27 protein-coding genes are annotated in these 20,447 nt (G+C 36.7%); 16 read left to right on the forward strand and 11 right to left on the reverse strand.

Annotated features, from left to right (window positions below; all coding sequences use genetic code 11):
• Window positions 1-136: 136 nt before the first annotated feature.
• From ACTTKV_RS04220 to ACTTKV_RS04240, 5 genes are read right to left on the reverse strand one after another with little or no spacing between them, the layout of a single operon-like run.
• A complete protein-coding gene (locus tag ACTTKV_RS04220; RefSeq protein ID WP_442549402.1) occupies window positions 137-1,477 on the reverse strand; it encodes a DUF945 family protein in 1,341 nt (446 codons plus the stop codon).
• On the reverse strand, window positions 1,474-2,040 hold the full coding sequence (locus ACTTKV_RS04225) for a DedA family protein (RefSeq protein ID WP_442549403.1): 567 nt from the start codon (window positions 2,038-2,040) through the stop codon (window positions 1,474-1,476). The genes ACTTKV_RS04220 and ACTTKV_RS04225 overlap by 4 nt, the downstream gene beginning before the upstream one ends.
• On the reverse strand, window positions 2,040-2,636 hold the full coding sequence (locus tag ACTTKV_RS04230) for a lipid-binding SYLF domain-containing protein (protein ID WP_442549404.1): 597 nt from the start codon (window positions 2,634-2,636) through the stop codon (window positions 2,040-2,042). The genes ACTTKV_RS04225 and ACTTKV_RS04230 overlap by 1 nt, the downstream gene beginning before the upstream one ends.
• 9 nt (window positions 2,637-2,645) lie before the next feature.
• Window positions 2,646-4,199, reverse strand: coding sequence for a ribonuclease Y (gene rny, locus ACTTKV_RS04235; protein WP_442549405.1), 1,554 nt, complete (start codon window positions 4,197-4,199; stop codon window positions 2,646-2,648).
• On the reverse strand, window positions 4,120-4,764 hold the full coding sequence (locus ACTTKV_RS04240; RefSeq protein WP_442549406.1) for a 5-formyltetrahydrofolate cyclo-ligase: 645 nt from the start codon (window positions 4,762-4,764) through the stop codon (window positions 4,120-4,122). Before ACTTKV_RS04240 ends, rny begins: the two co-directional genes overlap by 80 nt.
• Window positions 4,765-4,813: 49 nt before the next feature.
• Between ACTTKV_RS04240 and ACTTKV_RS04245 the strand changes: the two genes are divergently transcribed.
• From ACTTKV_RS04245 to radA, 4 genes are read left to right on the forward strand one after another with little or no spacing between them, the layout of a single operon-like run.
• On the forward strand, window positions 4,814-5,446 hold the full coding sequence (locus ACTTKV_RS04245; RefSeq protein WP_442549407.1) for a TlpA family protein disulfide reductase: 633 nt from the start codon (window positions 4,814-4,816) through the stop codon (window positions 5,444-5,446).
• Window positions 5,446-6,312 carry a signal recognition particle-docking protein FtsY gene (ftsY, locus tag ACTTKV_RS04250; protein ID WP_442549408.1) on the forward strand — a complete coding sequence of 289 codons (867 nt, stop codon included), beginning with the start codon at window positions 5,446-5,448 and terminating at the stop codon, window positions 6,310-6,312. The genes ACTTKV_RS04245 and ftsY overlap by 1 nt, the downstream gene beginning before the upstream one ends.
• Window positions 6,305-6,667: a VanZ family protein gene (locus ACTTKV_RS04255; RefSeq protein ID WP_442549409.1), complete on the forward strand. Its 363-nt coding sequence runs from the start codon at window positions 6,305-6,307 to the stop codon at window positions 6,665-6,667. Before ftsY ends, ACTTKV_RS04255 begins: the two co-directional genes overlap by 8 nt.
• A complete protein-coding gene (radA, locus tag ACTTKV_RS04260; protein WP_442549410.1) occupies window positions 6,642-7,982 on the forward strand; it encodes a DNA repair protein RadA in 1,341 nt (446 codons plus the stop codon). Before ACTTKV_RS04255 ends, radA begins: the two co-directional genes overlap by 26 nt.
• A gap of 148 nt (window positions 7,983-8,130) precedes the next feature.
• Here radA and ACTTKV_RS04265 read toward each other — a convergent pair whose 3' ends face one another.
• From ACTTKV_RS04265 to fliL, 3 genes are all read right to left on the reverse strand, one after another.
• On the reverse strand, window positions 8,131-8,901 hold the full coding sequence (locus tag ACTTKV_RS04265) for a hypothetical protein (protein ID WP_442549411.1): 771 nt from the start codon (window positions 8,899-8,901) through the stop codon (window positions 8,131-8,133).
• 140 nt (window positions 8,902-9,041) lie between these two features.
• Window positions 9,042-9,386: a holo-ACP synthase gene (gene acpS / locus ACTTKV_RS04270; RefSeq protein ID WP_442549412.1), complete on the reverse strand. Its 345-nt coding sequence runs from the start codon at window positions 9,384-9,386 to the stop codon at window positions 9,042-9,044.
• Window positions 9,383-9,919 carry a flagellar basal body-associated protein FliL gene (gene fliL, locus ACTTKV_RS04275; RefSeq protein WP_442549413.1) on the reverse strand — a complete coding sequence of 179 codons (537 nt, stop codon included), beginning with the start codon at window positions 9,917-9,919 and terminating at the stop codon, window positions 9,383-9,385. Before fliL ends, acpS begins: the two co-directional genes overlap by 4 nt.
• A gap of 58 nt (window positions 9,920-9,977) precedes the next feature.
• On the opposite strand from fliL, the gene ybaK reads away from it, so the two are divergent.
• Entirely contained in the window at window positions 9,978-10,460 is a 483-nt protein-coding gene (gene ybaK, locus ACTTKV_RS04280) for a Cys-tRNA(Pro) deacylase (RefSeq protein WP_442549414.1), read from the forward strand.
• Here the strand turns inward: ybaK and ACTTKV_RS04285 are convergent.
• Together ACTTKV_RS04285 and ACTTKV_RS04290 are read right to left on the reverse strand one after the other, a co-directional pair.
• The gene (locus tag ACTTKV_RS04285; RefSeq protein WP_442549415.1) at window positions 10,449-11,435 is read right to left on the reverse strand and encodes an SAM-dependent methyltransferase; all 987 of its coding nucleotides are present in this window, start codon (window positions 11,433-11,435) and stop codon (window positions 10,449-10,451) included. The genes ybaK and ACTTKV_RS04285 overlap by 12 nt on opposite strands.
• Entirely contained in the window at window positions 11,432-12,040 is a 609-nt protein-coding gene (locus ACTTKV_RS04290) for a trimeric intracellular cation channel family protein (RefSeq protein ID WP_442549416.1), read from the reverse strand. Before ACTTKV_RS04290 ends, ACTTKV_RS04285 begins: the two co-directional genes overlap by 4 nt.
• Before the next feature lie 116 nt (window positions 12,041-12,156).
• Between ACTTKV_RS04290 and ACTTKV_RS04295 the strand changes: the two genes are divergently transcribed.
• Window positions 12,157-12,819 carry a lipid-binding SYLF domain-containing protein gene (locus ACTTKV_RS04295; RefSeq protein WP_442549417.1) on the forward strand — a complete coding sequence of 221 codons (663 nt, stop codon included), beginning with the start codon at window positions 12,157-12,159 and terminating at the stop codon, window positions 12,817-12,819.
• A 97-nt stretch (window positions 12,820-12,916) separates the two neighbouring features.
• Here ACTTKV_RS04295 and ACTTKV_RS04300 read toward each other — a convergent pair whose 3' ends face one another.
• Window positions 12,917-13,126: a hypothetical protein gene (locus ACTTKV_RS04300; RefSeq protein ID WP_002942234.1), complete on the reverse strand. Its 210-nt coding sequence runs from the start codon at window positions 13,124-13,126 to the stop codon at window positions 12,917-12,919.
• 150 nt (window positions 13,127-13,276) lie between these two features.
• Here ACTTKV_RS04300 and ACTTKV_RS04305 point away from each other — a divergent pair, with 150 nt between their 5' ends.
• The 10 genes from ACTTKV_RS04305 to modD all read left to right on the forward strand — a co-directional run bounded on the left by ACTTKV_RS04305 (window position 13,277) and on the right by modD (window position 20,406).
• Window positions 13,277-13,723: a Fur family transcriptional regulator gene (locus ACTTKV_RS04305; protein WP_442549418.1), complete on the forward strand. Its 447-nt coding sequence runs from the start codon at window positions 13,277-13,279 to the stop codon at window positions 13,721-13,723.
• 102 nt (window positions 13,724-13,825) lie between these two features.
• On the forward strand, window positions 13,826-14,149 hold the full coding sequence (locus tag ACTTKV_RS04310; RefSeq protein WP_442549419.1) for an HMA2 domain-containing protein: 324 nt from the start codon (window positions 13,826-13,828) through the stop codon (window positions 14,147-14,149).
• The gene (locus ACTTKV_RS04315; protein WP_442549420.1) at window positions 14,142-14,792 is read left to right on the forward strand and encodes a ferritin-like domain-containing protein; all 651 of its coding nucleotides are present in this window, start codon (window positions 14,142-14,144) and stop codon (window positions 14,790-14,792) included. Before ACTTKV_RS04310 ends, ACTTKV_RS04315 begins: the two co-directional genes overlap by 8 nt.
• Entirely contained in the window at window positions 14,785-15,126 is a 342-nt protein-coding gene (locus tag ACTTKV_RS04320; RefSeq protein WP_442549421.1) for a hypothetical protein, read from the forward strand. Before ACTTKV_RS04315 ends, ACTTKV_RS04320 begins: the two co-directional genes overlap by 8 nt.
• Before the next feature lie 9 nt (window positions 15,127-15,135).
• Window positions 15,136-15,450 carry a hypothetical protein gene (locus ACTTKV_RS04325; RefSeq protein WP_442549422.1) on the forward strand — a complete coding sequence of 105 codons (315 nt, stop codon included), beginning with the start codon at window positions 15,136-15,138 and terminating at the stop codon, window positions 15,448-15,450.
• Window positions 15,450-15,767, forward strand: coding sequence for a YtxH domain-containing protein (locus tag ACTTKV_RS04330; RefSeq protein WP_442549423.1), 318 nt, complete (start codon window positions 15,450-15,452; stop codon window positions 15,765-15,767). Before ACTTKV_RS04325 ends, ACTTKV_RS04330 begins: the two co-directional genes overlap by 1 nt.
• A complete protein-coding gene (locus ACTTKV_RS04335; RefSeq protein ID WP_442549424.1) occupies window positions 15,736-17,826 on the forward strand; it encodes a heavy metal translocating P-type ATPase in 2,091 nt (696 codons plus the stop codon). The genes ACTTKV_RS04330 and ACTTKV_RS04335 overlap by 32 nt, the downstream gene beginning before the upstream one ends.
• Window positions 17,827-17,877: 51 nt before the next feature.
• Window positions 17,878-19,302 carry an alanine/glycine:cation symporter family protein gene (locus tag ACTTKV_RS04340; RefSeq protein WP_442549481.1) on the forward strand — a complete coding sequence of 475 codons (1,425 nt, stop codon included), beginning with the start codon at window positions 17,878-17,880 and terminating at the stop codon, window positions 19,300-19,302.
• Between the two features lie 11 nt (window positions 19,303-19,313).
• Entirely contained in the window at window positions 19,314-19,571 is a 258-nt protein-coding gene (locus ACTTKV_RS04345; RefSeq protein ID WP_196086261.1) for a helicase, read from the forward strand.
• Window position 19,572: 1 nt separating this feature from the next.
• On the forward strand, window positions 19,573-20,406 hold the full coding sequence (gene modD / locus ACTTKV_RS04350; protein ID WP_442549425.1) for a ModD protein: 834 nt from the start codon (window positions 19,573-19,575) through the stop codon (window positions 20,404-20,406).
• Window positions 20,407-20,447 lie beyond the last annotated feature (41 nt).

Here is a 20,447-nt window from a genome sequence, read left to right on the forward strand (position 1 = left end):
CTTGTTTAGATTTCAAAGATTGACTAATAGTTTAACAATTGTAAGTTAAAAGAACTTTCTGTTCCGCGTTCTGCAAAACAGAAAGTGAAGTATATAGAAACGATGCTTAAATGTAGATAAAAATCAAGCTATTTTTTTAAAAGCCAGTGAAGAAATTTTGAAGACCTACTTTTCCATTAAAAATAAGATCTTTTTTGCTAGAGTCATATTTAAATTCGCTTACAACCCTTTTATCATCTTCTTTCAGATAGCCAGCAGATATTAAGGTAGGTTCAATAAATGCCATTTCTGGCACCAATGTATCAAAAAATTTTGCCAAACCTTCATCAACGCTTAGTTTTCCGCTAAGAGATAATTTATTAAAAATTTCTAGCTGATTTGCTCCATTTGTAAAGCCATTTACTGCCGCATCTAAATTTAAATTTAATCTTTTATCTCCATTTTTAAAACTTAGTGTATTTATTTTTATGCTTGGATTTTTTTCTAGAATTTGACCAGCTATCTCATCAAAATTTAGCCCATAAAAAATGTCGTAGTTCATCTCATCATTTATATTATTTAGCTTTTCTAGTATCTTATTTAATATAGGCACATTAAGGTTTGTGATCTTGCTATCTAGAACAAAATCCGTATATTTTATTTTATCGATCACTATCGCACCTATTTTTATCACATCATTTAAGCTTCCAAGGTCATTTGAAATTTCAAGTCTTGAATCGTATCCAAGGTCATATATTAAGATATTACCATTATTTTTAGATACAAAAGCTGCTTTTTTGACCTTAAATTTTGCTGTATAAGGTACAAGTTTATTTTCTAAAATTTTTAAAACCTCAGCTGGCGTTTCATAGCTTGAATCAACATAAATTCCCTCAATGCTTAACTCGCTTCTATCATCTTCATTTAGGTCTTTTAAAATGATCTTATTCACTTCAATTTTTGCACTATTTAAATTCTCTTTTGCATCAAGAATCATGCTTATTTTAGCATCCTTTGTGCTTAAAAGGGCTGTTTTCTTGTCGTGAAAATCAACGTCACCAAATTTTATACTCACATCTTTATTGCCCGCTAATGTAGCCCTTGTCTTTACATTTGCGATAACATTTGAGCCTAAAAATGACGCTACAACATTTTTAATCATATCATTTTGGATAGAAATTTTTGAGTCGATCTCAAAGCCACTTAAAAATGCAAGTACCGAGTGAGAGATAGTACTATCCACTTTAAATTTCAAGTCCTCATCGAAATCTTCGCCAGTTATATTTTCAAAGAGCTCTCTTGAGATCGTTAGATCAAATGAACCATTTGAACCAATAAGTCCTTTTTCATACTTATTTCCAGAAACCTTAAAACCATTAACATCATTTAATTTACTAACCATTCTTTGGTAGTGTTCTTCAACCTTATTTGAAGCCACATAAACAGCTCCAGCGGTCACTGCAATAACTACGATTAAGGCATATATAAGCTTTTTCATATTTTTCTCCTTTTTGTCATATGCTGTAAAAAATACCAAATCCCAAACAGCAAGCCAAACATCACTAGCGGCGTGATATATCCGTGTTTACCTAGATAGTCGTTTGCATTCATAAAATAATCCCCTGCCTTAAAGCTAGCAAAACCTATAATGACCGCCCAAAGAATAGACGAAATAAAATTTATAATGCTAAATTTATAAAAAGGGTATTTAGTAAGACCAAGAGCAACAGGCACAAGGGTCTTTACGCCGTAGATAAATTTTTTGATAAATATTATCTTATCGCCATGTCTTTTAGCTAAAATTCCAGCATATGCAAGCTTTCTTTTGTGATTTTTAATGTAAGGCATAAACGAACTTTTGTTAAATCTTGCTACATAAAAAAGTAATGTATCGCCAATCGTATTTGCCACAGCAGCGATAATTATACTAAGAGTTAGATCCATCTTGCCAGCAAAGCTTAGTATCCCAGCAGCAATTAACGCAACCATGCCACCACCAAGGCTATATAAAAATAGCACGATATAACCGTAAGTTGAAATAGAATTTATAATATCTTGCATTATTGACCCAATAACTTAGATGGTGCGCCGATTAGTTGCTCGTAAGCATAACCGCTTTGTTTTAAAATTTTATCCTGTGCACTTATGACAGCTCCGCCAAAGCTAGCTCCAGCAAAAAAACCGTCGTTTGCAGCATAAGCATAGATATCACTTGAAAATTTAAAGTCGCTTACTTTACTATAATTGCGTCCAATGTCACCAAAAGCTACCGAAAGCTTCGTATCTAGTGTAATTTTGGCATCTTTTATGTCATGAACTATACTATCTTTAAATATAAAAAGCACAAGTGAGCTATCTTCATAGCCAAGCTGTATGCCGATACTTCCGCCACTTATACTAACTGGTAAAATTTCAGATGGTGAGTTCAGATTTCCAACGACCATGATGCCGTCTCCTCCCATTCCACCAACAACAAAACCTATTTTTTTTACACTTGGAAAGATTATAGTTGCTTTTGACTGCTCGATCAGCTCTTTAATGGGTGCACCTTTAGCGCCTCTCATGGTTGTAATAAATGAGTTTGATGAATTTAACACAAGCTCTTCACTAGCAAAACCAAACAGAAAAAACAACAATATTGAAACAATAAATTTCATATCAAGCCATTATTTAGCGTAATCAACAGCGCGAATTTCTCTAATGACGCTTACTTTTATCTCGCCTGGATATTGCACTTTACTCTCGATCTCTTGTGCGATTTCTTTTGCCACAAGTACAGCTTCATCGTCATTTATAAGTTTTGCATTTGCGATGACACGAATTTCACGACCAGCATTGATCGCATATGCTTGCTTGATTCCCTCTTTGCTTTTTGCGATGTTCTCGATCTCTTCAACACGTTTTAAGAAGCTCTCAAGCACTTCGCGTCTTGCCCCTGGACGGGCAGCGCTTAACGCGTCAGCCGCACAAACAGCTGCACTTTCTATACTAGTAGCTTCTTCGTGTCCATGGTGAGCATAAATAGCATTAATAACCACTGCGTGTTCTTTGTAACGTTTGCAAATTTCTGCTCCAAGATCAACGTGACTACCCTCATACTCATGAGTTAGTGCCTTACCAATATCATGAAGTATGCCAGCTCTTTTGGCTAGCTTCTCATCTCCGCCACACTCAGCTGCAATAATGCCAGCAAGGTGAGCTACTTCAAGGCTATGTGCAAGGGCATTTTGACCATAGCTTGCTCTAAATTTAAGCTTGCCTATTAGTTTTACTATCTCTGGGTGAATTTTATTTAGACCAAGATCCATGACGATGTTTTCGCCCTCTTCTTGTATACTTTGCTCAAATTCTTCAGTTACTTTTTTGTGAAGGTCCTCTATTCTTGCAGGCTGGATTCTACCGTCTTCCACCAAAAGCTCGATCACTCTCGTAGCGATCGCACGTCTATAAAGATTGAAGCTACTTAATATAATCGCATGAGGCGTATCGTCGATGATGATATCTACGCCAAGAACCATTTCAAGAGTTTTGATATTACGTCCCTCTTTGCCGATTATCCTACCTTTTAACTCGTCATTTTTGATGTTTACAACATTTATCAAACGCTCAGCTGCAAATTCTCCAGCAAATCTTGATGTGGCTTGCGCCAGGATGTAATTAACTCTCTTTTTGGCTTCTCTTTTTGCTTCTTCTTCATACTTTCTAACGATATGAGCGATATCTGCACGAGATTTTTCCTCTACTTTTTTTAGCACAACTTCTCTAGCCTCTTCTTCTGTTAAGCCAGCTGCGTGCTCAAGTACCCTAATAGCCTCTTCTACTTTATTTTGATAAGTAGCCTTTAAATTTAACCCCTCTTCGTAAGTGGTTTTTGCATCTTGCTTATCTTTTTCAAAAAGCTCCTTACTTTCATTTAAAAGCTCTTGCTCATTTAGCAAAATTTTCTCTTTTTTGGTTAGCTCATCAAATTTATTTGCATACTCTTTTTGAAGCTTTGTAGTCTTATCATCGTACCTTTTTTTTGCTTCAAACTCAGCCTCTTGGACTGAAATTTTAGAATTTTTGAGTGTTAGCTCAGCTTCGTACTCTATCGCTTTTGCTTTTGCTTTTGCTTGCTCTAAAAAGATGTTGTAATTAGCATCATTTATCTTTTTGGCGTAGAGATATCCTGCTCCAACGCCCACCACACCGGCTCCTAAACCTACTAAAACCTCTATCATTTATTCCTCTTTTTATATAATTTTTATTTGGGGTTATATAAAAGTCCGCCACCGCGTCGTGCACGTCTGAGAGCACATCTTTGGTGTAAAAGTCTTTTATCTCAAGAAAAACTATCCGTTTTGGCTTAACAGGCAAAGAGTCAAAAAATCTATCATAAAATCCTTTTCCATGCCCTATTCTAGCCATAGCCCCATCAACCCCAATCGCTGGAACTACTGCCATATCAAGTCTAACATTATCCATTTTTTTGCCAGATGGCTGCCTGACATTAAATTTATAAGTTATAAATGGCAGTCGCAATCTTACCATCTTTAAACTAAGACCTACCATAAAAGGGGCAAAAATTTCACATTTACGTGATAAATTTCGTTTTATTTTAAGCACATTGACCTCGTAATTAAGTGGCAAATAAAATAACACTTTCTTAGAATTTGTAAAATTTATTAAATTTAAAAGAGTTTTTGTAGCTTTATAATGTGAGCATTTGGCCTTAAATTTAGTAAGTTGTATCAAATTTGCCCTTGCATTTTTTCTAAATTCATTTTTTTCTAAATTAACGCTCATTTTATGCTCTTTCTTGTATAATCCTGAAATCTTATTCAAAAGGAAATTTATGACATTAAAACAAGGAATTATAACATCACTTTGCCTTTTTGCCTTTTTTGGATGTGGCGACAATAAAGGCCAAAAAGACGAACAAAACTCAAGTAAGCAAGTCCAAAGTAAAAATTTAGACGAAAATAGTAACAAAAGCGAAAATTTAAACAAAGACTCTGTTGCGCCAAAAACTAGCGAGAGCGGCCAAAATAACGAAATAAAAGATATAACCCTAAAGCTACTAAATGGCAGCACGATGCAAATAACAAAAAGAAGTGATGGTTTTGACGTAAAAGACGGTAAAAAAGCAACGCTTTACGTATTTTTCGCTACATGGTGCCCGCCTTGCAAAGCTGAGATACCGCATTTAAACAACCTAAGTGAAAAATTTAAAAATGAACTGAACATTGTTGGCGTACTACTTGAAGACAAGAGCGAAGATGAAGTGAAAGAATTTGCACAAAAATACAAGGTTAAATACGATATAGCGGTTGGCGATGGAAATTTCTTATTCGAAAAGGCGATTGGTGGTATCAAAGGACTTCCAGCATCTGCACTTTTTAAAGCAAATGGGGACTACGCTCAAGGCTACATCGGTCTTGTGCCTGAAGAAATGCTTGAAAACGATATAAATAAGGCTACAAAATAATGCTTGAATTTTTAAAAAAAGGCTTTGAAAAGACCTTTGGGGCGATCAGTTCAGCTAAAAAATCAAAGAAAATAAATAAAGATAGTTTAGAAGAAATTTTGCTAGAAGCTGATGTTGCCTATGAGATCGTTGAGGAAATTTTATACTACTTGCCACCACAAGATGAAGTTGGTAGAGCCGATCTAAGACGTGTTATGAGTAGTTACTTTATCTACGAAAACGAGCGTGTGATTGAGCCTGATAAGCCATTTGTCGATCTCATCCTTGGCGTAAATGGCGCTGGCAAGACGACCACTATCGCAAAGCTTGCAAATTTATATAAAAATAATGGTAAAAGCGTCATTTTGGGCGCTTGTGATACATTTAGAGCTGGTGCTATCGAGCAGCTACGCCAGTGGTCGCTTAGGCTAAATGTGCCAATAGTTGCCACCCAGCAAGGTCACGATCCTTCAGCTGTTGCTTACGACACGATCAGCTCAGCCCTTGCAAAAGGCATCGACCGTGTGATCTTAGACACGGCTGGCAGACTTCAAAACCAGACAAATTTAGCAAATGAGCTAGAAAAGATCGTTCGTATTAGCAAAAAAGCCTACGAAAAGGCACCACACCGAAAAATTTTGATTCTTGACGGAACACAAGGCAATGCTGGAGTCGCTCAAGCAAAGGCGTTTAACGATATCGTCTCGCTTGATGGCGTCATCATCACAAAGCTTGACGGCACCGCAAAGGGCGGAGCACTATTTGGCGTGGCAAGAGAGCTTGAGCTACCTATATTTTATATAGGCGTTGGCGAAAGCATGGATGATATCATCAAATTTAACCCAGATGAATTTTTAGACGAGCTAATGGACGCTATTTTTGAGTAGAGTAAAAATTCTAAGCCGTTTTTGTTTTTTTGCCACTCTTTTGGCGATCGATTTTCTTGCATTTACTCCAAAAAGTCCTACGATCATCGAAAATTCGTGGGACAAAGCAAACCATTTTTTAGCTTTTTGTGTCCTTTATCTCATGCTTTATCTTGGCTATGAGTTTAAAATTTTAAAGAATTTTGCCCTACTTTTGGCATTTGGCGTGCAGATAGAGTTAGTTCAGACATTTTTACCAAACAGGGAATTTAGTCTGCTTGACATAATAGCTGACATGCTCGGAGCGACTTTTGGAGTGATAGTAATTGAAATTTTAAAAAGGATATATTATGGCAAAAGCAAAGCCAGTTTTTGAATGTCAAGCATGCGGAAATCAGCAGAGCAAATGGCTGGGCAAATGTCCACAATGTGGGGCTTGGGATAGCTTTATCGAGCTTAGTCAGCAAGAGATAAAGATAAGCAAAGAGATAGCAAAAAGCACTAGCACACCTAGCAAAGCCATAAGCATAGACGAAGTTGAAATTCAAAATTTCACGAGATTTAGCACCAAAGATAGTGAGCTAGACCTTGTTCTTGGTGGCGGTGTTGTGGAGGGCTCGCTCGTTTTAATAGGCGGTAGTCCAGGCATAGGCAAATCAACTCTGCTTCTAAAAATCGGCTCAAATTTAGCAAAAGACGGCAAAAAAACACTCTATGTAAGCGGCGAAGAGAGTCAAAGCCAGATAAAAATGAGAGCTGACAGACTAAATGCTGTGGATAAAAATTTATACCTATTAACTGAAATTTGCCTAGAAGATATCCTGCTAGAAGTGCAAAAAAGCGACTACAAAGTGCTAGTAATCGACTCCATACAAACGCTTTATAGTCAAAATATAAGCTCCGCTCCAGGCTCGATCACACAGGTTCGAGAGATCACATTTGAGCTGATGAGGCTTGCAAAGAGCCAAAATATCTGCGTTTTCATCATCGGTCATATTACCAAAGAGGGCTCGATCGCAGGGCCTAGAGTGCTTGAACACATGGTCGATGTGGTGCTTTATTTCGAGGGTGATGCGAGCAGAGAGTTAAGAATTTTGCGTGGGTTTAAAAACCGCTTTGGCTCGACAAGTGAGGTTGGTATATTTGAAATGAGCCAGCACGGACTGGTGAGCGCAAACGAGGTTTCGAGTAAATTTTTCACACGTGGCGGGGCGATGAGTGGAAGTGCGATAACTATCATAATGGAAGGCTCAAGGGCGCTTAGCATCGAAATTCAGGCACTTGTTTGCGAAAGCGCTTATCCAAAACGAAGCTCGACTGGCTTTGAGAGAAACCGCCTAGATATGCTGCTAGCCCTACTTGAGCGAAAGCTAGAGATCCCACTTGGCCACTACGATGTCTTCATAAACGTTTCAGGTGGAGTTAAGATAAGCGAAACTGCGGCCGATCTAGCCGTCATTGCAGCGATAATCAGCAGCTTCAAAAACCGCCCTATCAGCAAGGACAGCGTATTCATCGGCGAGCTAAGTCTAAACGGCGAGATAAGAGCAATTTTCAACCTCGATCAGCGACTAAAAGAGGCAAAAACGCAGAAATTTAAAAATGCGATCATCCCAAACAAGCCACTTGACACGCAAGGACTAAAATGCTTTTACGCAAAAGATATCACGCAAGTGCTTGAGTGGATGTAAATTTTTCCTTACCAGCGACTTGATATCAATACTTTGATGGGGCTAGGCCATGTTTTTTGAAATTTATCTTTTGTATAAGTCTGAGAGCATCTATGCTTTTTCTTTGAAATTTAAATTATAAAAATTCCATTCTTTGCTTATAAAATACCTATGCTCTCTTATCCACTTTAAGCTTTGCCACTTTTTCTAAAATTTCAAACATACTCTTGCCACTATCAAATTCACTCTTTATAAATTTATAAAGTTCTTTAAATCTCTCATCAGCTTCAAGCTTATAGGTATGAGATTTTTTAGTAACTTGTATAGGTGTAAATTTCTTCTCTTTTTTATCTTCTTCGTTTTGTGTTTCAAGATCGTTAATGGAATTTATAGTCTCTTTTGCTAGCTCCTCGTCAAGCTCTAAACCAAAACGCTCCTTTAGTGCAAATTTAGTCCAATTAGCTTTAAACTCATCAACGCTCATATCGCTATCAAGTAACTCGGCTGTTTTTGTTCCACCAAAGGTAAAGTCAGAGAAACCATGCTTTCTGGTATATCTTTTTATAAATTCATTAACGGATAAAGTCTCTGAGTCACCAAAAGCTCTCTCAAGCCCTAAAGCACCGCTATTATCTATAAATTTCTTTAGATCGTTTATCTCATCTTTTGAAAAAGAGTCGTCATAACCCATTAGCTTACCAAGTATGCTTACCTTTGCTTCTCCTTCACCTTTTACAAAGCCAGAAAGCGAGTAGTGATATCTGTCATATTCTTTTGCTTTTTCTTTATCATCTAGCCTTGCATACTTAGTAAATGTCATACCATGGTCCATATCATTACTAAGTATTTCGCTTATATCATTAAATTTAAAGCCCATCTTTCTTGCCATGCTTTCTCTTGAGATGTAGTTAAGGGGCGAAAGATTATTAGAAATTTGCATTTTGCTATCCTATCTTTTTATGATCCGCTAAAGCACTACATCAAATTTCGTCTTTTTTGTAAAAAACTTTATATAAGTATGCATTTTTAAATTAGGCTTTACGTAAAAAGTAGCTAGAAGTTAGTAAGATTAGATAAATTTCAAACGATCATTACAGCAGCTACGGCAAATCCACCATCATGAGTTATACTAAGGCTTGCTTCTTTGATATTAAAATTTGTATAAATTCTTGGGCTAAATTTTATCTTTGGTGCATTTTTTGTATCTTTGCTGATAGTTATGTCTAAAAAGCCACACTCTTTACTGATGCCCACACCAAGGGCTTTGCTAGCTGCTTCTTTGGCCGCCCAAAATCCAGCCAAAGTTGCATCATTTTTTGCTAGTGCGATCTCATCATTACTTAAAAATTTTTCTAAAAAAAGCTCGCCGTAACGAGCTTTGAGTCTAGAAATTCTATCTATTTTAATGATATCAATGCCTATCATTGCACCACAAAATCAGTGAAAAATATATTTTTTATGTAGCCATCATTTAGCACTTCATTTAGCTTGCCGACGATCTCGTCTTTTAGTCTATCCTTGCCCTTTGCAGTACTAACTTCTTCGTATGTTTTAGAAGAAAGTGTTCTTATGATGATATCTCTTAAAAGTGCCTTTTTCTTGTCAAGCTCAGCAGTTAGCAGCTCGTCACTTTGCTCCATATCGATCTTTGTTTTAAGAAATCTTGAGCCATTTTCACTAAGCAAATTTACAATAAACTGATCAAGCGGATATATTGGCCCCATATTTGAGTAGTCATTGCCGCCACGTTTTGCTTTGTTTTGAGCTGGCATTGCCTGAGTTTGAGTCTGGGCTGGTGCCTGCATCATGTTTGCCTCTTTTGGCTCATCAGAACTAAGCATCAAAAACGCAACTAGCCCCCCAATAACTAGCAGCAAAACAAATATTGCAATGATAATTATCATTAATGCACCATTGCCACCTTTTTTTGCTTTTTTCTCTTCAACTTCTTCAGCCATCTTTCCTCCTTTAAGTTTTGGCTATAATTATACAAAAAATTCACAGAAATGAGAAAAGATGATACATAAAACAAATGCTGCCAGACTCTTAGACAAGCTAAAAATCGAATATGAAATTCTTGAATATGAAGTCGATCCAAACGACCTTTCAGCTGTTCACGTAGCACAAAGCACAAATCAAGATATAAAACAAATTTATAAGACGATCGTCTGCCAGTGCGAGCCTAAAAATTTTGTCGTTGCCTGTGTACAAGGTGATCTAGAGCTTGACCTAAAGGCGCTTGCTCACGCATGCGGAGCAAAACGCTGTGAGCTTATAAATTTAAAGGATCTAGAAAAAATCACCGGCTACATCAGAGGCGGCTGCTCACCACTTGCGATGAAAAAGCATTTTGCGACTTTTATAGACGAACGCGCTATGGAGCAGGAATATGTGCTTGTAAGTGCCGGAGTAAGAGGCAAACAGATCAAAATAGCGCCAAACGATCTTTTAAATGCTTGTGAAGCCAAATTTGCACCTATCGCTAGGCTAGCTCTTTAAAAACTCTATAAATTTAAACCTCTCTCCCAAAAACTCAGGTGATAGCAAAAATTTTGCTTGTTTAGCTGCATTTTTGTAGGCTTGCTTGCTACCTTTTTCAAGCACCAAAGATAAAATTTCATCCACACCAAAATCACAGACTAAAGCTTCATTTTGTTTTTTAAATTTAAGCATCTTAAAGCCAGCCTCGCAAAAAGCATATTCAACTTGTTTAAAGCAAAGACTATAGGTCAGATCTGAAGTTTTAAAATAAGAAGCAAGGTTTGAAATTTCAAATAAAGAAAGAACTTTATGATCTTTAAAGACCCTTAGGCTAAACTCATTTCTTGGCTCAAATTCGCCATAGTCAAAGCTTAAAAATATAACCTTTTTTGCTGCATTTGCAAGCTGGGCTGCAAATTTAGCGTAGCTAGTTGATATCTCACCCTTTTTTATCCCAAATTTCTTTGCAAGTGCTAGTAAATTTTGATCTGCTTTTTGCCAGTAAAATTTTAGCTCACTATCCACAAAAAGCATATTTTCACCATCTATCGCCTCACAGCTAAATGCATCAAGTAGCTCATTTGAGATGACAAAAATTTCTTCAAATGAACACTCGTTTAAATTTTTATAATGCCTTATTTTGACATCATTGCCAAAGCGCTTTGCAAAAGTTTCAAGCTGCTTTTTTCTTAAATTTTCGTGAGGCTCAATAATAATAAACTCTAAATTTTTTAAGATCTCTGGCTCGAGTGTAAAAATTCCTTGAACAAAATCAGCTAGCATTTCACCTGAATTTGCACCGATTTCCACAACCTTACAAGAGCTAGAAATTTCGCCATTTTTAAGTAGCTTTATAAAGTAGTTTGCAAGACAAGCACCAAAAAGATATCCAACGCTTACATTTGTGTAAAAATCGCCCTTTTTGCCGATATCTACACCGTATTTATAGTAGTTTTCATTGACCCAGATATCAAAAAACTCGCTAAATTTCATAGATCAGGCAGCTTCCAGCCCCTGTAAAATGCAAACATCCTAACCGTAATACCAAGAGCGAGTAAAAGCATGGTAAAAAAGATATTACTAAGCCCAAGATGATAAAGCACGAAGTAAGCAAGTCCTACGCCAAGACTTATCGTGCCGTAAAGTCCAGTGCGTAAAAACCAAGGAATTTCGTTTAGTAAAATATCTCTTAAGATACCGCCACCAACGCCATTAAAAAAGGCTACCATCATGACACCAAAGACATTGTAATTGTACTCAATCGCAACCATCGCCCCAACAATGGAAAAACAAATAACATCGATCGCATCGGCAAAAATAAAGACAAATTTTTTCTCCAAGCCCTCTCTTTTTGTGTGTAAATTTGTAACCCTAGAGACTACAAGCATAAAGATAACGACGCTTATTGGCATATAGTGCGTGAACGAATAAACTGCCCTACCAACGAGCATATCACGTACAACACCGCCTCCAAGTGCGGTCAAAAACGCAGACAAAAAGACACCAAGCCAGTCGCACTCTTTTTTTAATGCAAATAAAAAGCCACTAAGTGCGGCGGATGCAATACCGACATATTCTACAAAAAGTATTAAGCTCATATTTTTTCCTTAAAACCGTCATTTTATAATGAAATCTCATAAAACCTCATTAATAATATTTTTACCATTGGTTTATTTTAGGCTATAATGGTGGAAAATTTACACAAGGAAATTTGATGAAAAGACTCTTAACTCTGCTTTTAATAGGCTCATTTTTTGCGTTAAACTTAAACGCTGATGTGATTCAAAATCAAAAACTAAAAAATGCTATAAATATTTTAAACGCTTTTGGTGCAAGAAATTTAAAGCCAAATACTAAATTTGAAGGCATTAAAGCGATTGCCATTATCCCAGACGTCGTAAAGGCAGGCGCTGTTGTTACAGGATCAAAAGGCAAAGGCATATTTATCGCCAAAAACGACGATGGTGAATGGTCAAGTCCATTTTTTGTAAATTACACCTCTGGAAGTATTGGTTTACAACTTGGATATAGCTCAGCTGATATGGTGATTTTGTTTAAAAATTCAGAAGCCTATGCAAATTTATTTAATGCGAAAGATACAATCAGCCTAAAAGCAGAAGCAACTGGTGGTGTTGGTAATGAGGTAGCTATCACTAGCGACTTGCCTGAAATTTCAGCATTTGTAGAAGAGCGTGGCAAAACAAGCGGAGCATTTGTCGGAGTGAGCTTGGATGTTGCAAGGCTAAAAATAAATCATCAAGATACAAACGATTACTACGAAAGAATATATGATTTTGAAGATATTTACAATAACAGTCCAAAAGCTAGCAAATACACATCAAAATTTAAAGAGATAATAGAAAAATACTTTTTATAAAATATCTTGGCTCTTTTAAGGGCCAAGATATTTTTGTGATTTTAAAATTCTAAAAATTTAAATTACAATTTTAGTAGAAATATGGTCTAGCTTTTTACTAAACCATAAATAGTGAAACAAAGCGTTTTTTAGGGATTGGAGAAAACTGAGTCATATACTCAAAGGCTTCTTCATAATCACCATCAGTATATTGTGCAACTTGTTCAATAAGCTCATAAAGCTCTTCGTCATCCATCGAGTCAAAACTGCCTCTATTTTCCAAAACCTCTAACAAAACGGCGTCTAATTCAAGCTCGTCGTAAGTCATTTTATTCCTTAATTCTGATTTAAAAAATGCGACACTATACCAAAACAATCTTATAAAATACTTTACTTGCATTTCGTATTAAATTTTATGCTTTTTTTATATGTAAGGTTGTAAAATCCTAACATTCATTATCATTTTAATTGGAAATTTGTGGAAAATTTTGAACTATTTTATAAACATTTTAAAGAGTTTTTAGAAGCCTTTGGGCAAAAAAATTCAGATATAAAAGAGCAAATTTTATATGTGCTTTTTACCAGCAACTCTCATCTAAGTGCTCAAGAAATTTCTTCAGAAATTTATAAAATATATAAAAATGAAATTTCAATGACTTCTATCTACTTATTTTTAAATTTTCTCGAAACTCACCATTTAGCAAACTCTTTTGAGGAAAATGGCGTAAAAAAATTTGAGTTAAATTTAAAATCCTCTCACGATCATTTGATCTGTGAAATTTGTGGAAAGATAGTTGATTTTGAAGATGAGATGATAGAGAAAAGACAAGAGCAAATTTGCAAAGAAAAAAATTTTAAAGAGAAGTCACACACGATGATGCTTTATGGCATTTGCAGTGATTGCCAAGCAAAAAATAGAGATTAAAATTTATCATTTCATTTTGCTTTTTGATAATGAAAGACAAAAAAATTTCAGTTTTATTTAAGTTACATAATAGATAATACGCCATCAAATAAAAGGAAACAAATGGATATTAAAACACAAACTTTAGCACAAGTTGCAAGCTATTTTTCTATGATAGCTCATACTAATGGTAGACTAAGAGTAAGAGTTAGTCCAAAGATAAAAGAACTAAGTGGTAGCGTAAATTTAACTAGCTTAGATGACATGATCGCTCAAATAAACGGTATAAAAAATGTAAAATTTAACAAGTTGATTGGCTCTGTAACGATCGAATACGACCATGAAATTTTTCCTAAAAAACTCTGGGAGGACCTTTTAAAAGGGCAAAATTTAGAAGAAATTTCAGCCAAAGTAAATGAAGTCGCTAGAGAAGTAAAATATGCTTAATGAACTTTTAAACGCTTCATACACAAGCGAAAAAAATGCACTTAGTTTATATGAAAACTTGGCTTCATTTGGCGATATTTTTAGCCAGATCGCAAATGTCAGAAAAAATGCAATCACTTTGATAGAAAAATTTGCAGCTACACATGAGTTGGAGCTAGCCTACAACGCAGAAGCAGTTTTTTTGCCAGCAAAAAGTCAAGAAGATGCTCTAATACAAGCTCTAAACTACGAAATAGAGCTAAATAAAATGTATGATAAATTTTGCGAGAGTTTAGAAGAGCCTGAGCTTCAAGACCTGTTTTTTAGACTTTGGGCTACATCAAATAATGAGTACGTCATATCTTTAAAACAATGTCTAAAAGAAATTTACAGCGGATTTCAGACAAAAAACGATATAAATTTAAATGAAATAACCAAAAATTTTGACCAAGGTGGCATAACTAATCTTTTAGAGAGCTACCAAAAAGACTTTAACGAGATCAGTCAAAGCTTGCAAAATATCGCAAGTGGCAAGGCCGATAAAAACGAGCTTGCAAAGATAACGAGCAATCCAAATTTCTCGTTTTTTAGTGGGCTTGCACTTGGAGCGTTAGGCATTTCAGTAGTTAACAAAAATTTTAATAAGGATGAAGAAAATGAATAACTTACAAAATCAATCAAGAAAAGGATTTAGAATGGCATTACCATTTTTAGCAGGTTTAGCAGTAGGCGGTTTAGCAGTAGTTGCTTGGAACAAGAGAGATAAGATTAAAGATATTGCACAAGAAGGCCTAGATAAAGGCAAAGAGGCAGCAAAAGATCTTTACAAAAAAGGCAAGAGTGTTGCAAAAGATGCAAAAGAATTTGTAGTAAAAGAAGAAAAAAAAGTAAAACGTGATACTAAAAAAGCAGCTGAAGAAGTTGCAAAAAAAACTAGAAAACCACGTGCTAAAAAGCCAGCGGCTCCAAAAGCTATCACACCAAATGATATAGCTTAAGGATAGCGTATGCAAGGAAGTAAATTTTTTACACTTTCAGCTACCAGGCTTCCATTTGATCACTTTATCAGTGGAGCACTAATAGCTGGCATGGGTGCAGCTGCACTTGGCTTTAATGAATATCTAAACAAAAAAGCAACCAAAAATGATGTTACTAAAAAGATAGTGAAATACGCAGTAACAGGTGGCATTGTAGGTGCGGTTGGCATCCATGCTTCAAATTTAATAGCACAAAGAAGATATATCCATGCAGCTGCTTTTGCAACAGTAGGCGTTGGTGGTCTTTTGATAGCTGAAAAACTTATAAAACTGGAGAGTAAATAATGAATAACCCTTATATCAATGAAGACAATGCGGCATACTGCCCAATTTATGAAAACAACAACCAACCTGGGCCAATCGACAATGCAATAAACAACGCAGCAAAAGATTTGCCTTTTATTCCTCAAAATTTCAATACTGCTGGCTTTGTAAAAGGTCTAATACTTGGTGGAATCGCAGCCTATGTGCTGACTAATCCAAAAGCTCAAGAGTGCGTATTTAAGGCGATCGTTAAAGGTGGCGAGCTAATAAACGCTGGCATAGAAGAACTAAAAGAGCGTTTTGAAGATGTCAAAGCAGAACTTGACTCACAAAAATAAGATCACTCTAGCTCACAAGAGTAAAAATAGAGCAAGATTTATTTGCGAGAGCCTAAACGATAGAAGCGATGTTAGTGTAATCGAGGCTACGATATCAGAACAAACTGATGCAAAAAGCGTGCGTGTAAATAAGTATGCAAAAAGCATCATTGTCGAGTTTGATAAAAGCTATGAGAAAATTTTAAACTTTATTGAAAGCTACGAATTTCCAATAAAGAAAAAAGATCCTGGTCTGCCAAGCAAGACAAATATCTATAAAGCTGCGGTAGCACTTGCTTTGACACCATTAATGAGCGATAAAACACTAAAATCAGCTGTCACGCTTTACAGCACTGCTCCATCTTTAATTGAAGGTATAAAAGAGCTAAAGCATGAAGGCATTACTTCAAAAGTGCTTGAGGCAACAGCTATTGGCACAAGCCTTGCCATGGGTGATCACCTAGCAGCAAATAGCACAAATTTAATGATAAACATTGGCGAGTACATGGAAGAAAGTGCTAGTCATAGAAGTGATGACCTCATAAAAGAGCTAGCTAAGCCAAATATTGAAGAAGTTTGGGTTGAAAAAATTTTAAACGGCAAAAAAACGCTTAAAAAAGTAAAAACCGAAAAACTAAACAAAGGCGATATCGTAGTTGTTGGAGCTGGTGAGACTATCGGCGTTGATGGTTATATCGTCGAAGGCAATGCCGATGTCAATCAAGTCTCGATGACTGGAGAAGCTGAACCCGTAGCAAAAGCTAGAGGTGACCGTGTCATAAGTGGCACAGTAGTAGATGAAGGCAGGATAAAAATTTGGGCTGAAAACGTAGGTAGTGACACAGCAACAGCAAGGATCAAAGAGTACATCCAAAGCTCACTGAATGAAAAATCGGCTATTGGCGTAAAAGCACTAAAACTAGCTGACAAGCTTGTACCTGTCACGCTATCTCTAGCTGGTCTTTCATATATCATCAACAAAGATATGAATAGCGTTGCTAGCGTACTTCAGGCTGATTATTCTTGTGCGTTAAAACTGGCCACACCAGTTGCCTTTAAGTCAAGTATATCGAAAGCAGGCAGAAACGGCATTCTTGTAAAAGGAGCAAAAGCTATCGAGGCTTTAAGCACAGTTGATACGTTTGTTTTTGACAAAACTGGTACTTTGACACACGGACGCCTAAGTGTAGTTGACATCTATTCATTCAAAGATGGCTTTTCAGAGTCTGATATATTGAATTTAACTGCTAGTGCAGAGGAGCACTACTTCCACCCAGTAGCCGAAGCAATAGTTGAGGCGGCAAATAAGCGTGGATTTAGCCACATTCACCACGACGAAGTAGAATTTATTGTGGCTCATGGCGTAAAAACCGCAATGCACGGAAAAGAAGTGGTTATAGGCAGCAGACACTTTTTGGAAGATGACGAGATGATAAGCTTTAAAGAGCATGAAGCACTGATAAGCAAAGCTTTAAAACAAGGACTGACACTACTTTATGTAGGATACGATAAAGAGCTTGTCGGTGTCATTGCCATGAAAGATGATATGAGAGAAAATGCAAAAGACATGGTGACAAAACTACGTAGTCTTGGCGTAAAAGAAGTAGTCATGTTAAGTGGTGATATTAAGAGCAAGGCCGAAGAAGTAGCACGCGAGCTAGGACTTGACAGAGTCTATGCGGAGTGCCTACCAACAGACAAAGCAGCTATCATCGAAGAGCTAAAGAGTGAGGGCAAAAAAGTAGCCTTTGTCGGAGATGGCATAAACGATGCTCCAAGCCTAACAAAGGCAAATGTGGGTATAAGTATGCACAAAGGTGCTGATATAGCTAAAGCAACAGCTGATATAAGCCTTTTAAAAGATGATATCATGAGCGTAGCTCTTGTAAAAGAGCTTGCAAATAAAACAATGGATTTAATTGGTTCGAATTTCCGCTCAACAGTAGGAATAAATACAGCCATATTAAGTGCTGCAACACTTGGTATGCTAAATCCGATAGCAACCGCCATGCTTCACAATGGCACAACGATTTGGCTTTTATTAAATTCGATGAAGGGCATAAAATTCAAATCAAAATAAACTAAAAGGGCAAATGTGTTTGAGAATTTATTAAATTTTTTAAACGGCAAAATGGACGTAGCCAACGACTTTTTATATGGATATTTTTTAGTTATCGTTCTTGTGGCTACGGGAATTTATTTTAGCTATCTTACTCGTTTTGTGCAGTTTAGGATGTTTTTTGAGGCTTGCAGGGTCTTAGTAGAAAAAAAAGACAAGTACAATAAGCACCATTTAACGCCGTTTCAAGCACTTATGATCTCGACTGCTTCGCGTGTTGGCATAGGCAATATCGCTGGAATTTCAGCAGCCATCGTCGCGGGCGGTCCGGGAGCTCTTTTTTGGATGTGTCTTATGGCCTTTTTGGGATCAGCTTCAGCTTTTATAGAGAGTACACTCGCACAAATTTATAAGACAAAAGACGTTTTTGGGTTTAAAGGCGGTCCAGCTTATTACATCCAAAATGGTCTTGGAATAAAATGGCTGGCTTCACTTTTTGCGATTATTTTAATAATCACCTACGCATACGGCTTCAACGGTCTTCAAAGCTACACCATGACATCAGCTTTTGAAATTTACTACGATAAAGCTGGTAGCAACGTTAGCTTTGCGCAAAGCGGACTACCAGTTGGCATTGGTCTTATTCTTACGGCATTTGCAGCAGTAATGTTTTTTAGCAAAAGCCACATCATCGGTAAAGTAAGCTCATACATCGTGCCCTTCATGGCACTTGCCTACATCTCACTAGCACTTATTGCTATCGTTTTAAATTTCAAAGAAATTCCAGATGTTATCAAGATGATTTTGGAAAATGCCTTTGATTTTAAAGCGATATTTGGAGGATTTGCCGGTAGCGTGATCGTAATAGGCATCAAAAGAGGCCTTTTCTCAAACGAAGCAGGTATGGGTTCAGCTCCAAACGCAGCAGCTGCAGCACATACTAGCCATCCAGTAAAACAAGGCCTAGTTCAGGCTATGGCAGTCTTTATAGATATGACGATATGTATCGCTTCAGGTATGATCGTGCTATTTTCGCAGGCCTATCTTACAAAGCAAACTGGCTCAAGTGGCGAAATACTAACAGCACTTCCGCTAGTACAAGCTGCAATGAAAGAGTACTTTGGCGAATTTGGAGTTCATTTTACTACTCTTGCGGTTGTACTTTTTGCCATCACTTCGCTTATTGGCAACTACTACTACGCTCAGGCAAACATGAAATTTTTAACCAAAAACCATAATGTTACGCTACTATTTAAGATAACAGCTGTTGTTATGATATTTGTTGGTGCTCAGATGAATCTAAAGCTTGCTTGGAATATCGCCGATATCACAATGGCTGCGATGGCAACTATTAACATCATCGCCATTTTCTTACTTTCAAAAGTAGTGATAATAGCGATCAAAGACTACGAATCTCAAAGAAGAGCTGGGCTAAATCCAGAGTTTGATCCAGAAAGTCTTGGTATCAAAAATACAAGCTGCTGGAAGAAAAAATAACGGAGGAAAATTTGAAAAAAGATATAAAAATAAGCGGTCAATTACTTGACATAAATACTCACAGAAAGGTGGCAAAGGTCGGCATGGGCGTTACTTTAGCGACAGTTTGCTTAACGGCACTTTGCATGAATGGCAGAGGCATGAAAAAATTACACACAGTTTCAGGCATTGCATTTACTTGTTTTGCCATTTATCACGCTGGACTTTATGACAACGGTATCTTTAAAAAGATGATCCTTAAAGCAAAAACTGCTTCAAAAAAGGAATAAAATGAAACTAAGCGACGCTGAAATTTTACAATACATAAATGAGGACCTACCCTACTTTGACCTCACAACGTCGCTTCAAAATATTGATAAAAAAACCTCGCTTGAAATTTATTCACGTGATGAAATTTGTGTTAGCTGCGTTGATGTAGCCGCAAGTATCGCGAGGCTACTTTCTTGCGAAAGTCAAATTTTTGTCCAAAATGGTCAAATTTGCAAGGCTGGCGATGTTATCATAAAAATTTATGGTGATTATGAAAGTGCGCACAAGGTCTGGAAACTAGCTCAAGTTGCTTTAGAATACGCTAGTGGCATTGCAACCTATACAAAAAAAATGGTAAATGCTGCAAAGTGCGTCAATGAAAAATGTGAAGTGTTGGCAACTAGAAAGAGTTTTCCGTTTGCTAAGAAATTTTGCGTAAAAGCCGTACTTGAAGGCGGTGGTGGCATCCATAGGCTTGGGCTTAGCGATAGCATTTTATTTTTTAAAAACCACATGAAAGCCTACGGTAGCTTTGATAAATTTTTATCACATTTGCCAGAGTTTAAAGCAAAAATGGCCGAGCGAAAAGTATGCATTGAAGCTGAAAATTTAGACGAAGCAAGCAAGCTTCTAAAAGCAAACTGCGACGTTGTACAATGCGATAAATTTAGTCCAGAGCTCATCGAAAATGTACTCTCTTTAAGAGATGAGATTTCGCCAAATACCATTATCCTAGCAGCTGGTGGTATAAATTTATCAAATGCAAAAGATTACGCAAATGCTGATGCGATAGTAACGTCAGCGATGTATTCAAAAGGCGTTGCTGATATCAGCACCAGACTTGAGATTTTGTAAATTTTTACAACGACCGATACAGCAAAACATCTATCAAAGTT

The organism is Campylobacter sp., from assembly GCF_052169515.1.
Taxonomy (GTDB): Bacteria; Campylobacterota; Campylobacteria; order Campylobacterales; family Campylobacteraceae; genus Campylobacter_A.

Bases quoted from the DNA above. Each gene is read 5' to 3' on its own strand.
- ACTTKV_RS04230 (WP_442549404.1), bottom strand. From the start codon at position 2,636: ATGAAATTTATTGTTTCAATATTGTTGTTTTTTCTGTTTGGTTTTGCT.
- ACTTKV_RS04330 (WP_442549423.1), top strand. From the start codon at position 15,450: ATGAATAACCCTTATATCAATGAAGACAATGCGGCATACTGCCCAATT.
- ACTTKV_RS04300 (WP_002942234.1), bottom strand. From the start codon at position 13,126: ATGACTTACGACGAGCTTGAATTAGACGCCGTTTTGTTAGAGGTTTTG.
- ftsY (WP_442549408.1), top strand. From the start codon at position 5,446: ATGCTTGAATTTTTAAAAAAAGGCTTTGAAAAGACCTTTGGGGCGATC.
- ACTTKV_RS04335 (WP_442549424.1), top strand. From the start codon at position 15,736: ATGTCAAAGCAGAACTTGACTCACAAAAATAAGATCACTCTAGCTCAC.
- ACTTKV_RS04290 (WP_442549416.1), bottom strand. From the start codon at position 12,040: ATGAGCTTAATACTTTTTGTAGAATATGTCGGTATTGCATCCGCCGCA.
- ACTTKV_RS04285 (WP_442549415.1), bottom strand. From the start codon at position 11,435: ATGAAATTTAGCGAGTTTTTTGATATCTGGGTCAATGAAAACTACTAT.
- acpS (WP_442549412.1), bottom strand. From the start codon at position 9,386: ATGATAGGCATTGATATCATTAAAATAGATAGAATTTCTAGACTCAAA.
- ACTTKV_RS04265 (WP_442549411.1), bottom strand. From the start codon at position 8,901: ATGCAAATTTCTAATAATCTTTCGCCCCTTAACTACATCTCAAGAGAA.
- rny (WP_442549405.1), bottom strand. From the start codon at position 4,199: ATGATAGAGGTTTTAGTAGGTTTAGGAGCCGGTGTGGTGGGCGTTGGA.
- ACTTKV_RS04320 (WP_442549421.1), top strand. From the start codon at position 14,785: ATGAATAACTTACAAAATCAATCAAGAAAAGGATTTAGAATGGCATTA.
- modD (WP_442549425.1), top strand. From the start codon at position 19,573: ATGAAACTAAGCGACGCTGAAATTTTACAATACATAAATGAGGACCTA.
- fliL (WP_442549413.1), bottom strand. From the start codon at position 9,919: ATGGCTGAAGAAGTTGAAGAGAAAAAAGCAAAAAAAGGTGGCAATGGT.
- ybaK (WP_442549414.1), top strand. From the start codon at position 9,978: ATGATACATAAAACAAATGCTGCCAGACTCTTAGACAAGCTAAAAATC.
- radA (WP_442549410.1), top strand. From the start codon at position 6,642: ATGGCAAAAGCAAAGCCAGTTTTTGAATGTCAAGCATGCGGAAATCAG.
- ACTTKV_RS04295 (WP_442549417.1), top strand. From the start codon at position 12,157: ATGAAAAGACTCTTAACTCTGCTTTTAATAGGCTCATTTTTTGCGTTA.
- ACTTKV_RS04245 (WP_442549407.1), top strand. From the start codon at position 4,814: ATGACATTAAAACAAGGAATTATAACATCACTTTGCCTTTTTGCCTTT.
- ACTTKV_RS04340 (WP_442549481.1), top strand. From the start codon at position 17,878: ATGGACGTAGCCAACGACTTTTTATATGGATATTTTTTAGTTATCGTT.
- ACTTKV_RS04310 (WP_442549419.1), top strand. From the start codon at position 13,826: ATGGATATTAAAACACAAACTTTAGCACAAGTTGCAAGCTATTTTTCT.
- ACTTKV_RS04315 (WP_442549420.1), top strand. From the start codon at position 14,142: ATGCTTAATGAACTTTTAAACGCTTCATACACAAGCGAAAAAAATGCA.
- ACTTKV_RS04325 (WP_442549422.1), top strand. From the start codon at position 15,136: ATGCAAGGAAGTAAATTTTTTACACTTTCAGCTACCAGGCTTCCATTT.
- ACTTKV_RS04225 (WP_442549403.1), bottom strand. From the start codon at position 2,040: ATGCAAGATATTATAAATTCTATTTCAACTTACGGTTATATCGTGCTA.
- ACTTKV_RS04240 (WP_442549406.1), bottom strand. From the start codon at position 4,764: ATGAGCGTTAATTTAGAAAAAAATGAATTTAGAAAAAATGCAAGGGCA.
- ACTTKV_RS04220 (WP_442549402.1), bottom strand. From the start codon at position 1,477: ATGAAAAAGCTTATATATGCCTTAATCGTAGTTATTGCAGTGACCGCT.